15 protein-coding genes and 1 pseudogene are annotated in these 13,805 nt (G+C 36.9%); 3 read left to right on the top strand and 13 right to left on the bottom strand.

Annotated elements, in window-relative coordinates:
* Positions 1-109: 109 nt before the first annotated feature.
* Positions 110-1,039, top strand: a complete 930-nt coding sequence (locus CWS20_RS16315) for an aldo/keto reductase (protein WP_066195002.1) — start codon at positions 110-112, stop codon at positions 1,037-1,039.
* A 55-nt stretch (positions 1,040-1,094) separates the two neighbouring features.
* On the opposite strand, the gene CWS20_RS16320 is transcribed toward CWS20_RS16315, so the two are convergent.
* The 7 genes from CWS20_RS16320 to CWS20_RS16350 form a co-directional block, all read right to left on the bottom strand.
* Positions 1,095-1,466: a hypothetical protein gene (locus tag CWS20_RS16320; RefSeq protein ID WP_066194999.1), complete on the bottom strand. Its 372-nt coding sequence runs from the start codon at positions 1,464-1,466 to the stop codon at positions 1,095-1,097.
* A 124-nt stretch (positions 1,467-1,590) separates the two neighbouring features.
* The gene (locus CWS20_RS16325) at positions 1,591-1,776 is read right to left on the bottom strand and encodes a hypothetical protein (RefSeq protein WP_066194997.1); all 186 of its coding nucleotides are present in this window, start codon (positions 1,774-1,776) and stop codon (positions 1,591-1,593) included.
* A 45-nt stretch (positions 1,777-1,821) separates the two neighbouring features.
* The gene (locus CWS20_RS16330; RefSeq protein WP_066194995.1) at positions 1,822-2,988 is read right to left on the bottom strand and encodes a TraB/GumN family protein; all 1,167 of its coding nucleotides are present in this window, start codon (positions 2,986-2,988) and stop codon (positions 1,822-1,824) included.
* A gap of 218 nt (positions 2,989-3,206) precedes the next feature.
* Positions 3,207-4,184, bottom strand: a complete 978-nt coding sequence (locus tag CWS20_RS16335) for a ring-cleaving dioxygenase (RefSeq protein WP_066194992.1) — start codon at positions 4,182-4,184, stop codon at positions 3,207-3,209.
* Positions 4,185-4,391: 207 nt separating this feature from the next.
* Positions 4,392-4,724: a nuclease-related domain-containing protein gene (locus CWS20_RS29330; RefSeq protein WP_083957312.1), complete on the bottom strand. Its 333-nt coding sequence runs from the start codon at positions 4,722-4,724 to the stop codon at positions 4,392-4,394.
* A gap of 181 nt (positions 4,725-4,905) precedes the next feature.
* Positions 4,906-5,298 carry a DUF4181 domain-containing protein gene (locus CWS20_RS16345; RefSeq protein ID WP_083957311.1) on the bottom strand — a complete coding sequence of 131 codons (393 nt, stop codon included), beginning with the start codon at positions 5,296-5,298 and terminating at the stop codon, positions 4,906-4,908.
* Positions 5,299-5,306: 8 nt separating this feature from the next.
* Complete coding sequence (locus tag CWS20_RS16350) at positions 5,307-5,897, bottom strand: lysophospholipid acyltransferase family protein (protein ID WP_066194983.1); 591 nt, start codon at positions 5,895-5,897, stop codon at positions 5,307-5,309.
* Positions 5,898-6,016: 119 nt separating this feature from the next.
* Between CWS20_RS16350 and CWS20_RS16355 the strand changes: the two genes are divergently transcribed.
* Positions 6,017-7,240, top strand: a complete 1,224-nt coding sequence (locus CWS20_RS16355) for an MFS transporter (RefSeq protein ID WP_066194981.1) — start codon at positions 6,017-6,019, stop codon at positions 7,238-7,240.
* A gap of 298 nt (positions 7,241-7,538) precedes the next feature.
* Here CWS20_RS16355 and CWS20_RS27760 read toward each other — a convergent pair.
* Both CWS20_RS27760 and CWS20_RS16360 read right to left on the bottom strand, forming a co-directional pair.
* Positions 7,539-7,673, bottom strand: a pseudogene (locus CWS20_RS27760) (transposase); the annotation flags it as partial.
* A 61-nt stretch (positions 7,674-7,734) separates the two neighbouring features.
* Complete coding sequence (locus CWS20_RS16360; RefSeq protein WP_066194978.1) at positions 7,735-8,640, bottom strand: AraC family transcriptional regulator; 906 nt, start codon at positions 8,638-8,640, stop codon at positions 7,735-7,737.
* A gap of 336 nt (positions 8,641-8,976) precedes the next feature.
* Here CWS20_RS16360 and CWS20_RS16365 point away from each other — a divergent pair, with 336 nt between their 5' ends.
* Complete coding sequence (locus CWS20_RS16365; protein WP_066194975.1) at positions 8,977-9,264, top strand: AbrB/MazE/SpoVT family DNA-binding domain-containing protein; 288 nt, start codon at positions 8,977-8,979, stop codon at positions 9,262-9,264.
* 28 nt (positions 9,265-9,292) lie between these two features.
* Here CWS20_RS16365 and CWS20_RS16370 read toward each other — a convergent pair whose 3' ends face one another.
* The 4 genes from CWS20_RS16370 to CWS20_RS16385 all read right to left on the bottom strand — a co-directional run bounded on the left by CWS20_RS16370 (position 9,293) and on the right by CWS20_RS16385 (position 13,535).
* On the bottom strand, positions 9,293-9,745 hold the full coding sequence (locus CWS20_RS16370; protein WP_066194972.1) for an NUDIX hydrolase: 453 nt from the start codon (positions 9,743-9,745) through the stop codon (positions 9,293-9,295).
* Between the two features lie 70 nt (positions 9,746-9,815).
* Entirely contained in the window at positions 9,816-10,964 is a 1,149-nt protein-coding gene (locus CWS20_RS16375; RefSeq protein ID WP_066194969.1) for a Ger(x)C family spore germination protein, read from the bottom strand.
* Positions 10,961-12,460, bottom strand: a complete 1,500-nt coding sequence (locus tag CWS20_RS16380; RefSeq protein ID WP_066194966.1) for a spore germination protein — start codon at positions 12,458-12,460, stop codon at positions 10,961-10,963. The genes CWS20_RS16375 and CWS20_RS16380 overlap by 4 nt, the downstream gene beginning before the upstream one ends.
* The gene (locus CWS20_RS16385; RefSeq protein WP_158237012.1) at positions 12,432-13,535 is read right to left on the bottom strand and encodes an endospore germination permease; all 1,104 of its coding nucleotides are present in this window, start codon (positions 13,533-13,535) and stop codon (positions 12,432-12,434) included. The genes CWS20_RS16380 and CWS20_RS16385 overlap by 29 nt, the downstream gene beginning before the upstream one ends.
* Between the last annotated feature and the right edge of the window lie 270 nt (positions 13,536-13,805).

Below are 13,805 nucleotides of genomic sequence, written 5' to 3' on the forward strand. Positions count from 1 at the left end.
ACGCGTTGAAGATGTCAAGAATATGTCAAGATGAGCGAAGCAAATTGTTTCTGTTTTTTCGGAAATATTTGTTATCATCATAATTAAACAAAGAAGGAGTGATAAGGCAATGACAAAAAAAGTTAAATTAGGCAAATCAGGACTTTTAGTTAACCCGATAGGACTTGGCACGAATGCCGTTGGAGGCCATAACATCTATCCTAATGTCGACGAAGCTGCTGGAAAAGCCCTTGTGCATGAAGCGTTGAATAATGGGATAAACCTTTTGGATACTGCCTATTTTTATGGACCTGAACGCTCTGAAGAATTAATTGGCGAGGTACTAAGAGAAAGAGGAAATCGCTCTGAGGCTATTATCGCAACAAAAGGTGCGCATAAATTCGTTGGTGAAAAAATTGAGCTTGATAACTCTCCTGCCTTTTTAAAAAAATCGGTTGAAGATAGTTTAAGAAGGCTTGATACAGATTACATAGACTTGTTTTATATTCACTTTCCTGATGAACATACACCGAAAGATGAAGCGGTAGGCGCACTGAAAAAACTAAAAGATGAAGGAAAAATCCTTTCCATTGGCGTCTCAAATTTTTCAATTGACCAATTGAAGGAAGCAAATAAAGATGGCTATATAGATGTTTACCAGGGAGAATACAACTTGCTGCAGCGCAGTGCTGAACAAGTGCTTCTTCCTTATACAAAGGAACACGGCATTTCGTTCGTACCATACTTCCCGCTCGCTTCAGGCCTGCTGACTGGAAAATATAATAAAAATACACAATTTGATGGTTCCCGTCCACATTCTCCTCATTTCAAAGAGGGTGTTTTCGAGGAAAATGTAATAAAAGTAGACAAAGTCCGTGCAATTGCAGAGGCTAAAGGAGTCGAAACAGCACATGTAGTTCTCGCTTGGTACTTGGCGCAAGACAGTATCGACGCTGTCATTCCCGGCGCAAAAAGAGCCGAGCAAGTACTTAATAACTTAAAAACGCTTCAAGTTGAATTAACTGCTAAAGACATTAAGGCCATTTCAGATATTTTCTAATTGTTATTATGGAAACCCCCGGTATAATTGGGACCGGGGGTTTCATTATATTGATTTATACCGGCTTTACATAAATTGCTTTTGTATAATTAGTTAATTTGCAATCAGATAAGTCCTTTTCATCAAGAATTTCTAAGTCAAGTGCGGATTTAATTTTCTTTTCATCAGGAGTTTTTTGAATGAGTTGATGCTGATTGAGTTCTTCTAATCTTTTTACAGTCTTTTCGCGATCATACTTATCAATCTTGCGAATTTGCCGCTGCAGTTTTAATCCATTTAATGCGATTTCACCTTTTTCATTTCTGCCTACTGATAAATCAAAGTAATCATTAAACACTTTTTTAAATTCCTCTAATGCATCATCCACTTCTTTTTTCTTGTTAACTAATTCAGCATACTTTACAATCATATCGCTCGTTATCTGCATTCATGATGTCCCCTCTTTCTACTATTGATAGTTCATTTTATTGACCAACCTCTCTATATATGCTAACAACTGTTAGAAATGCCCAATATAAAAAAGCCAGCCAAATGGCTGACTTTTGCATTCTCTACTCTTTCTTCTTATCCAGCATGAAGAATAACCACATGATTGTACCAGACAAAACACCTGCACCTGCTGAAATTAATGTACGATCCCTTACAGCAATCTCAGTTGCATAATCTTTATCCAGCATCCAAAACGCGATAACTGCGACGAATAAACCTACTGCAATAATAATTGGAGCTTTTTTCAAAACAATACTTCCCTTCAATCTAAAAAATCTTTACTTTATTATTACCTAAAAATGATCGATAAATAAACGAATAACGTCTGCCCCGCCTATAAAAGTTCCAATTGAACTTCCAATATTGGTTAAAACAATGATTAACAATATCCTTGTTACCTTATTATGCCAAAACCCTTTTAAGGTAAAAACATCTTCTGAAAGATTCTCAAAGTCACGAACACTCGGCCTGCGGAAATAAGCCTGTACGATTCCTGCAAACCAGCCTGCTGCTAACAATGGATTAAGCGAGGTAAACGGTGCCGACAATCCAGCAGCTAAAATGGCTAATGGATGACCAAAAGCCAGGGCTGCACCCAATGCAGCTAAGCCGCCGTTCCAAAGTGCCCAGCTAACTGTTTGCTGCATCCCTGCCGATGGATTAGAAAAAAATGTAAACGCAATAATACCTAAAATGATTATTGGTATCATCCAGCCAATGACTTTAGGCGCTTTCGATTTTGGCGGAAGCTCAGTCAGCTTCTTTAGATCATGCTCTTTATGAATCTCTTCTTTTATCCCCGGGATATGTGCTGCACCTAGAACCGCAACAATTTTTTCACCTGGCGCCTTTTTAATATTTTGTGCTAAATATTGATCGCGTTCATCTATTAAAGGGACCTTTAGCTGTGGAAAAACTTCAGTAAAATCATTTAAGATGGCATCAATTGAGTCCTGATTTTTCATTTTTTCAAGTTCTTCCTCTGTAATCGTTTCATTGCTAAATATTCCAGCAAACACTTGGGAAAGCAGCATTGTTTTCCCTTTAAACCCCAGATTTCTCCAAATTCGTGAAAAAGTAATTTGAATATTTCTATCCGCTAACACGAGCTTTGCACCTGTCTCTTTTGCTGATTCAATCCCTTGAATCATCTCTTGTCCAGCTTTAATATTAAATTGCTTTGCCATCCTATTTTGAAAAGAAGAAATAGCTAAGTTCATTAACAATAGCGTTGCTTTCTTTTCCTTTATCACTTTAAAGATGTCCATATCCTTCCATTTGTTTCCTTCAGTTATGGACTGATATCTGCCCTTATCCAGTTCTATACAAACAGAATCAGGCTGTTCTGCTTCAATAACTTCCTTTACTTGCTCTGCACTATTTTTTGAAACATGAGCAGTGCCGATTAATATGTATTCCTTTCCATTTAAATGGAGCCTCGTTATATTTTCCTCCGACATGCTTCTTATCTTCCCCTTTTCTTAGTCAATCTGCCAATGTTGTCAGAAATCGTTTGCCGTGCCACTGTATAGTACAATAGTAAACTAGAATGAAGAAAATGAAAATTGATTTCTCTTGCGAACATTATTTTTATTAGAAGTTTACGTCATTTCCCAGGTAACTAAATAAAAACAAAAAACCGATATGTCATTAGTTCGACATATCGGTTATCGTACCTCTATTCTTTTACAAAATCAATTGTGCTTCTAACAGTATCAATTGGACGCACCAGCTGTTCTATCTCTTCTCTTTTTGATTCAAAGAATGGCGGCAATGAGAGGGATTCTCCTAAAGTTTCATACGGTTCATCACCCATGAAGCCCGGTCCATCTGTAGCGAATTCAAACAGAATCTGCGGAGCCATTCGTGCATAAAGTGAGCCAAAGAAAAAGCGATCTACGAATCCTGAGGTTTGGAAACCAAAGCCATCCAATCTTTTGATCCATTCATCTATCACTGATTTATCTTCAACCCGAAATGCAGCATGATGAACTGTACCAAAGCCTTGATGTGCATTTGGAAGAACATTATTATGCTCGACGATTACTCTTGCCCCATTTCCCCCTTCTCCAACTTCAAACAAATAGAAAGAACCATCTTTATCTATTTCATTAAATTGCAGCACTTGTTTCATCATTTCTCTAAAATATTCGATATTGGCCACTCTGACAAAAATCGGCCCTAACCCAACAATCGCATGCTCTAGCGGTATCGGCCCTTTTTTCCAAGGTGTTCCCGCCGCAACACCTTCATCTTTTTCATCCGAGATTAATTGATAGTTTTGATCATCAAAATCAACAAATGGCAATACCTTTCTTCCAAACTGTTCTTTTATTCCCTCATGCTTTACTTCCATGCGGTCAAATCGCTTAACCCAATACTGCAATGACTCATCATTTGGCACCCGGAAAGACGTTTTGTAAATTTCATTTGTTCCATGAACACCCTTAGGAATATTCGGGAAATCAAAGAAAGTCATATCTGTACCGGGACTTCCTGTATCATCTGCAAAAAATAGATGATATGTTTGGATATCATCCTGATTGACTGTCTTTTTTACTAAGCGCATTCCTAATACGAAAGTAAAAAACTCATAATTTTTCTCCGCACTGCTTGTAATTGCTGTTACATGATGAATACCTTTTAATCCGTTCATTAAAAATCCCCCCCGAGTCGTAAATATTTATATTATTTCATTATTAATCAATAATATCAATTATCTCGAATTAAAATATCTTTAATTAAAAATAAATTTATCACGATAAATTCATTATGTCAAGGGGAGTTTTTTTAGGGGCCTCACAGAGATATTTCGCTTTTATTTTTACAATAGAGGATTCGATTTATAGTAATCATAAATCCATCACAGGAGGAACAACTCATTCTTTTTTTTGAAGTCCGGATGAACAAATATGAGGTAATAGTTAAGAGGGAGTTGAATATTGAGGTTTTTAAGAAAAGGAGCTAACAAAGATGCATTGCGCTTTAGCTGCAAAAGGGGATTACTCATTTCATTTCCTGAGGCACTTAGCCATCTTTCATCCTTATCGACATAGACATCACCTTCATCATTCTTCACTTCAAAAGCGATAATGGCTCCTTCAAATATACAGATGAAATCTACTTGGAAATATGCAGGATGATATTGATAAGAAAGATTATACAGGCCGATTACATCAGTTGATAAGCATTTCAGTCAACTATGCCAGTATTTCTCCCCTTCATTCCTTTAATAAGGTTATTATAATATTTCATTCATCTTGGGACAAAGACAACCTTTTATTAAGAGGCTGCCAAAAACATATTGGTAAGATATTTGAAACGTCAAGTAACCCACCCTCTTAATTTAAAAAGAAACACCAACATTCATGGCGTTTCTAAAGCTTCATCATTTGTACAGCTATTATGATGGCAACCGGCGTGATTGCTGCGTAAAAATAATCCAAATAATATTCCTTTGTATCTTTCCCATGCTTTTTTACCATGTGTCCACGATAAAAAAATAGGACTGAGAAAAATAATCCCATCCATAAATATAGTGGAATTGGCAAAAGGGATCTCTCATTCTCTGTAATACTGCTTAAAATAGCGCCGATAAAAAATAGGATAATAATAATGAGTTCAACATACTTTTGCCCAGTTGTCATTCGGTTCTGGTACTGTCTCTTTTTAGGTATTTGGTATTTTTTCTTTATCCATTTTTCCGCAAAGTAAATGATAATAGTTAAAACTACCAAAATGACTAAGAACTTTATCCAAATTATTATCACCCCCCTCCCTAATGTTTCGCCTCAAGTTCTCTCATTTCCTGCTCAAGCAAACGAACAGCCTCATTGATTTGTTCATTTTTATCCATCTTCTTGATGTCATCGAACATCATCGGCTTGCCGAACACTACTGATGACTTTGTTCCTTTAAAAAGATCAGATAATGTGGCTGGTCCTTGGAAGCTTGCTGGCAATAGTGGCGCATTCGCTTTGAGTGCGATTGTCACCGCACCTCTCTTAAGCGGAACATCTTCACTTGTTCGCGTACCGCTTGGAAAAATACCGACACATTTGTTTTCTTTCAATAATTTTATAGGGATTTTTAATGCACTCGGACCTGGATTTTCACGATTGACTGGAAAAGCTTTAACTGAACGGAAAAATCTATTCCCCCACTTTCCTGCAAATAATTCTTGCTTTGCCATATAGTGAACTGGAGTCGGATATAAGGCAATTGCCAGAATAATGACATCCACCCAGCCTTTATGAGAGCATGTGACAACAAATCTATGATTATATGGAATATTTTCCTTGCCTTCTATCTTTAAAAGCCGGAATAGTTTTATCCCACTGTATATGATTGTACTAAGCATTTTGTACATATGTCTTCCCCCATCCATTTTTATTATCTGGTATTAGTACCAACCTATAATTAATTATAGCAAATTTGGAAAAGAAGTGATGGGCTTTTCTTTTTACTATAGTTATAGGGGGGAATGAAATGCAGCAATTACAATTTAAAAGTCCTTATCATGTTTATATTTTTATTTGCTTTTTATCTCAGTTTTTCTTTACTCTAGTGTTTACTGTCAATTTGCTTTACCATGTCCAAACGGTTCAATTGTCGCCGATGCAGCTTGTATTAGTTGGTACGGTATTAGAACTCACCGTTTTTTTGTTTGAAATTCCTACTGGCGTTGTTTCAGATTTAAAGAGCAGAAAGCTATCAATTATTATTGGTTATTTTCTCATTGGATTTGGTTTTCTGATTGAAGGAGTGATTCCGGTATTTTCAGCAATCATACTTTCACAGGTTTTTTGGGGGATTGGCTATACATTCATAAGCGGGTCACAGCAGGCATGGATTGCGGATGAAATTGGCGAGAAAAAAGCAGCCGCTGCCATCTTAAAAGGCGCACGGGCTGGTAATCTCGGACAAATACTATCTATTCCAATTAGTATTCTTTTAGGCTTCTATTTAATTAATCTGCCCATAATTATTGGCGGCATAGCAATGATTCTGCTCTCATTCTTCTTAATCTTTTTCATAAAAGAGGAACGATTTAGTCCGATGAAAAAACAAGGAAGAGTGACAGCCATCGCTAGCATGAAAAACAACTTTAAACTAATCATCACCTCTGCGAAAATAAATGGAACGATTAGGCTGCTATTATTCATCGCCTTATTTTTTGGATTATACAGTGAAGGGTTTGACAGGCTTTGGCTCCCTCATATGTTGGAAGCCCCTCTATTGTTTGCTTTATCCAATCAGCAGTTAGTTTTATTTACAGGCGGCTTGCAGTTGACGATTATGTTATTTTCTTTTGCCGTGTTGTACTTTATAAATAAGTTCTCCATTCATTCACAGATGAGAAAAATTTATATCACCTTATACATTAGTGCAATCCTTATTTTTCTTTCTATTATTGGCTTTGCCTTTTCTACTGAACTCACTAGCTTGCTAATTTTTTATATGATCATTGTTGGTGTGAGACAAATCATGTATCCTCTAGAGGATATTTGGCTAAATCAGATCATTCCAGATTCATCAGCGCGCGCTACCTTCTTTTCCGTCAAAGGACAGGTCGATGCAATTGGACAAATTAGCGGTGGACCTATTGTCGGATGGATTGGCTCAAGCTTTGCCGTAAGGACGGCGCTTATCGCAAGTGCTGTTTTATTGGCTCCTGCATTATATTTCTATAAAAAATTATTAAGAGCATAAATAAACATTATCTGAGGTACGCGCCTTGCAGTTTGACGATACAAATTACTCCGAGGCAGTCTCAAAAGTGGCCTTGCACGAGATGTGATGAAGCATCTCGTGCTTTTTGCATAATTTAGACGAATATATCTCTTTGGAGTGACGGTGACTTCTTTGTTTCATGTGTTCGTCACTTTATTTGCTGTTTATAGTGACGTTCTCTTTCTTTCATTCATGCGTTCGTCACATTATTTGCCATTAAAAGTGACGAGCCCTTCCAACAATGGTTGAAGAGGCACAGAACGAAAGTCAGGAACTACATCATCGGCAGGTTTTCTATAAGGGCATTTGCGATATCCCGGCAGGAAAACCATTTTTGAGTACAGCCAAATAAGATAATCTTGGTCATCATTTTCGGATGATACGCAAGACGTCCGCCTCCTTGACAGGCTTCGAAGATGATATCATTTTTTTGCATTAGACAGAAAAAGAAGCCTGGACCTAAGTGGTTTATTTTATGACGTGGCAGCTCTCTTTTTTATCGGAAGATGAATTTCCATATAGATTTTTTCAAAATCCCAGTAATGGCAAAATTCGTCGTAATATTCAAAGTCGCTTACTTCTTCATTTACTTCATATGAGCTGGAAGGCAGCCATTCTTCAAGAATATAACGCCAAGTGCCTTTAATTGTTGAGACAAAATGGGACACTGCAACAGCAGGTGTTTTAAACACGGCATAATCTGCAGAAGGCATCCTATGGATCGTAAAACCTGCGGGAAGATTCGCGCTCCCGTCATAATCTACGGCAAAAAGATAAGTAAAGTGACCTTCCTCCCTTTGAATGTTCATACAGTATTCTCCATGCTTTTGCGGCTGAAAATATTTATAAAGATCGCGTTCAACTGTTCCATCTGTTAATCCGCGCATATCCCAAAATGCAGGTTCATCTCTCGTAAAGGACACATTATTTCTATTTGATTCAAAGGTTTGTCCGACAACAGTAAAAGCACTTCTTGCGACGATTTTTGGCTGCAGGACAATTCCGCCGACCTGCTTATTAAATAATGTTTGCAGATCAGGTTTCTGTGGCTTTCCGATCGGACAATGCATTTTATATAGCCTCGGTGAAGATCCAAAGCTATTTTTAAATGCTTTAGTGAAGCCGGCATGTGTATGGAAACCGTAATCAGTGCTAATATCAATAATTTTTTTTCCGCAAGCAAGGTCATATAAAGCATGCTGCAGCTTTCTCTTAATCACGTATTCTTTTGTTGAAAAGCCGGTATATTTTTTAAACAGCCGACTGAAATGAAAGGGAGAGTATCCAGCCAGCTTTGCCAGCTCCTCTGGATTCATGTCATTTTTTATATTTTTTTCAATAAAATCTATGACTTTTTGCAATGTTAGTAGCGGCTCCATTCTTTTCTCACAATCTCCTTTTATGACAAAAAGCGTTAAAACGGTAATATAATTGTAAAACGAAAATAAAGAGGAATTACCGTAAATTTGTGTAATTTTTAACTAACAATTATTTTTTTCATAAGGCTCTTTTCGTTTTGCATCATGAATATACTTCTCTCTTTACGCTGGGCAACGGTAAACCTCCTCAATCATTTACGTATCATAGGAGGCTCGCCACTGTCACATTTCCAGGTGAGTCTAGGTGTATTCGTGCTGCTTAGTTAATTGATAAGAAAACAGCCTTTTTAAAAATGGTAAAAATGTTGTATTTCAAATTTGATAGGAGGTAGGAAAATGAAAAGCACTGGAATTGTTAGGAAAGTAGATGAACTCGGGAGAATCGTTATCCCGAAAGAATTGCGAAACACACTCGAGATTTTTGAGAAAGATCCGCTAGAGATTTTTGTCGAAAATGACCGCATTATTTTGCAAAAATATAATGCAAACAAAGCCTGTCAAATTACTGGAGAAATACAAAACGATAACTTAATTCTTGCTGAAGGTAAAGTAATTTTAAGCCAAAAAGCAGCTGAAGCGCTCATTCAAGAGATTAAAGGAAAACAGCTTTCCCCTCAAATTTAGGTAAGAGCCTCCTTTTAAAAAGGAGGTCTTATTTTTGCAGACTTTCTATGTACGGTTCAATAAAACTTTTATATTCTTTCTTTAGCCCTTTTGGCAGATTCTTTAATGAAAAAAAGTTCATATCCATCGACTCTTTCTCATCAATCGTTATCGTTCCATCATAGTCTCTTGTCATATACACAACAGTCAGTGCATAAAATTCGTCACCGTTTTCAATGCGCACAAAAAATTCTTCGCCAGAAAAAACACCTAATAATGTTAACTCTCCTATGTTAAGACCTGTTTCCTCCTTAACTTCACGCCTTGCTGTTTCCTCCATGCTTTCCCCTAAATCCATTAATCCGCCCGGCAACCCCCATGTACCGTTTGGTCTCTGCTGCAGCAAAATATCGTTTTTTTCATTGATTATGCAAACAACCGCTCCAGGTAAAATCAGCGGTTTATGACCTACATATTTTCTAATTTCTTTATAGTATTCCAAATGTGCACTCACCTCTCCGATACAATGCTATTATTTTGATTTTAGCATGATAAGAGCAAACCTAAAACAATCATTTAAGATGTTTGAAGTCAAAGTCCCCTGTTTGCTGAATAGTTACCTCCACATCTATATTCCTAATTGAATCCTCATTAAGCACGAATTGCCCTTCAAAATGTTCACGCCATTTCTGTAGGTTTTTTCTATAAACTACTTCTTCAAGATTATAAATATCGGTATTTTTTTCTAATGCAGCTTCATACGTTTCCATTATTTCTTTTTTTACTTCCTTTTCGGCTTCATCTATTAATTCTGCCAAAGGAATGTTCGCTTCCATATCAGATACAGCCGCTTTTATTTTCACATTGACATCAAACATAATACTGCTTTTATATACTGGTTTAATTTTCACCTTTGGACGATTGATCATTAACACAATTTTGTTGTCATCATTTGCATTTACAGTCAGCGGTGCACGCCTAGTTGTATTGGACATCCACCTGAAGCCATTAAGCTGATCTTTCGCAAGCTCCCCTTTTAAATCCTGATTTTTCATTAAAAAGGCACCAGTTAACTTAGCCGTATCCTCTTTCGATTTTTCTTCTTTCCAGACTGCTTTAATAATTGAAAGCTTCGGTAATTTTATCGTCATTCCAGGCTCATGATATTCAGAAAAAAAACGCTGTATTCGAATAGGAGGCACTAATGAATGGAGCTCATATATATCCATTGGATTAAAGAGCGAAGTTTGAACAGATGATCCAAATAAATTAGTAACCATAAATATTTTTTCAATCGAATCACTTGTTCCATATAGCCAAGTCGTCTCCCTAATTTGCTGAAATCTTAGTAAAGTATCATTTACCTTACCTAAGCCTTCTTTTAAAGTGTTTTCAGAGAAAACAATCAAGCTAATATGTGCCCAATAAATCTGTTGATTGGCCTTTTCGTACAAGTTAATTATAGCCTCGCTTAATGTCTTTCCTGTTCCTGTTGCAACCCATACCGGCGTAGGTTCTGTCTGGCGATTCTCTGTTTTTGCCACACCTGCGAACGAAACCACTTGAGAATAGACGACAAAATGATCGTCCTTATAATCAATGCCCATAGCAGTAATATAGTGAATATCCTGAATATCCCTTGCATCCCAGCACCCGCCAAGGAAAAAAACTGTGCATGTAATAATTATAACGTTTCTAATCCATGTTAGAGGCGTTTTCATTTTGTTCGATCCTTTGTTTTTAATATAGATGACCGTTTCTTATCTAATACATATGGCTTCGAAAATAATCCCCCAATGAAATCTTTTATTGAGAAGGGAGATACTGGGGCTAAATAAGGTACACCCAATACTTGTATTCTTGATAAATATAAGACAACAGAAAACACTCCGAGGAAGAATCCAAATAAACCCAAGATAGATGAAAGAAAAAGGACAATTAGCCTGACAATACTGACAGAGGTGGCAAGTGATTGATTAATTAATACGTAAGCAGATACAGAGGTAATGCCGGCTACGACAAGCATTGTTGGGGATGTAAGTCCTCCTCTGATAGCTGCATCTCCGATAATAAGACCGCCAACAACTGTTAATGTTTGGCCGACAGCCTTAGGCAAGGTTACACCGGCTCCCTTAAAAACCTCAAAAAGCAGCAAGACAAAGAACGCTTCTAATTGCGGAGAGAGCGGCAGCCCCATCCTCGATACCGTAATCGTTGCTAAAAAAGGAAAAGGCAGCTGGTCTAAATGAAACGAAGTAATGGCAATAAAAAAGGCAGGCAAAAAGATGGCAACTAATAGTCCGACAAAACGAAACAGCATTTCAAAGTTAGTATAGTAATATGGGTTGTACCGGTCTTCAGCTGTTTTCAGAAGATATGTGAGATTGGCAGGCCCTATTAATGCTAAAGGCGAGCCATCTATTAGAATCGCAAAGCGGCCATTATCGATGCTCGCTACCACATAATCCGGACGGCCTGTATAATTGAACAGCGGAACTAATTTGTACTTTTTCCCGGCAAGGATTTGTTCCAAGTCAGATGTACTTATTATCATGTCCGTTTGGATTGAGTTAAGCTGTTTTTTCACCTCATGAATTATTTCTTCATTCGTAATATCACTTACATACAATAGACTTATTTTCGTTTTTCCCCTCCTGCCTATTTCAAATGATTCATTAACGAGCGAAGCTGTTTTATACCTCTTCCTGACCAGCGCAATGTTAATTGAAATATCTTCGGTAAATCCGTCACGAGGTCCTAAAAAAGAAATTTCAGATGTTGGTTCCTCAGGTGATCTTTGCGGGATATTTGGAAGAGGATACATAAATAAAAGCTGCTGTTCTTCAAATAATACGAGAACCATTCCAGAAAAAATTTCCTCTGCAATTTCCTCTGCAGTCGTTGTCTCTGGTGAAATAATGCTTAGTTGCAGCTCATCATTACCGTATTCTACGGTTTCTACCTCTTTTTTATTTATATTTGACACTAAAAGTTCCTTATGCTGAGCAATTGAACCATTTAGATTCCCGTCATCTACCATGACCTCAGAAAAAATCAGCAGGCAATCATATTCTTTATTTTTATGTTCATCATGAATTTTATGTTTTTTAATTTGAATATCAGCACTGTTTTTAAATAAATCCCTATAATATTCCGCTGTTAATTCGATTCCCTTTGAGGAAATCCCTTTATCTGGACTGCTCGATTGGCGCTTCATTTTTCTTCACTCTTCCTCTGAAAAAGATAATAATGGTGATAAAAAAAGTCACAAATAAAATGCCAATTACACTAATGCTAAAATAGTAATGATCTATCATTTGTTTCATGGCTGGACTATCTACTGGTATGCAAAGCAATAAGATCAACACAGCCGTCAGAATGATGAGTATGATATTATGCTTTTTTTTCGTTTTCGGGTGAAAAAGTTCAGCAAACATAAATAGTGACAAAGAAATGCGGACAAAAGCGCCTGAAAGCCATTGGTAAACAGAAAGAAAATCCAATCTATTTAAATACTTGCCAATCGTTAATAACCGCCACTGCGCATATGCAGGATTGCTTATATTTGAAGCCTGTTTCGGCCCGAATTCAGTAATTGCACCTATGATTGGTCCAAGGTTGATTAAAAGAATAAAAATTGACAACAAAAACAGCCTAAATAATTTTACCTCTGTTCTTATATGCTGCTGAATGATAGCAAAATAAAAAAATTCTACTAAGCCACCACCTAAAATAACGGCTCCAGCCATGACAGGTGTAATTCCATTCTCAAAAACAGGAAGCAAAAGCGAATAATCTTTATAATGCATATTTGAAAACATAATAAAAAATCCAAGAAGAACAACTAAAGGCAAAACAACCCCGCCTGCGATAGCAATCGTCTTAATGCCTGAAACTGCTGCATAAAGACAAAGGAGTATAAACGGAAAAAACAAAACAAACCGTGGGGTCTGAATCATATATGTGCTATTAACCCAAGAAAATGTCGTATATAAAGTAATGTAAAGATTCAATACAAGCAAAAAGGCTAAAATCAATTTCACTAACCAAGCTGCTGCTGGATGGCTATTGGTTTTCAGCCAGCTAATTAAGTGCTGCCGATTCGTTTTTTTGATAATCCAATATATTAACGGAACCCATAGGATGAAGAGAATTCCCACTCCAAGCAGGCTCACCCATGAATCACGACCAGCTGCAGTCAGTACCGAGGGCAGTACGATGACATGATTCATCAGCCCCATAGATAAAATCATCACAATTGTTGCCTGAGAAGCGGTAATGCTTCTTACCATTTTCATCCTCCTCTCATTAATGTTCTTAATATGAGTGAGGTTGCTGGTTTTTATTCTCATTTAAAGGAATCATTCACTTTTTATTTTGCGTGAAAAATAAATAACCGTCCTTCATAAACTCTTTAAGAATTCATGAAGGACGGTTTAATTACCTTATATTTTTAGTTTAAGCATAAAAAATAACCAAGGCAGCGACGAGCAGGCGAACTTTTTCATAAGCCCTATTAAGCTCTTCTTCAGCAAAAAATTATGTTTCACCACTCTTATAGA

It is taken from the genome of Cytobacillus horneckiae, assembly GCF_002835735.1.
Taxonomy (GTDB): Bacteria; Bacillota; Bacilli; order Bacillales; family Cytobacillaceae; genus Cytobacillus; species Cytobacillus horneckiae.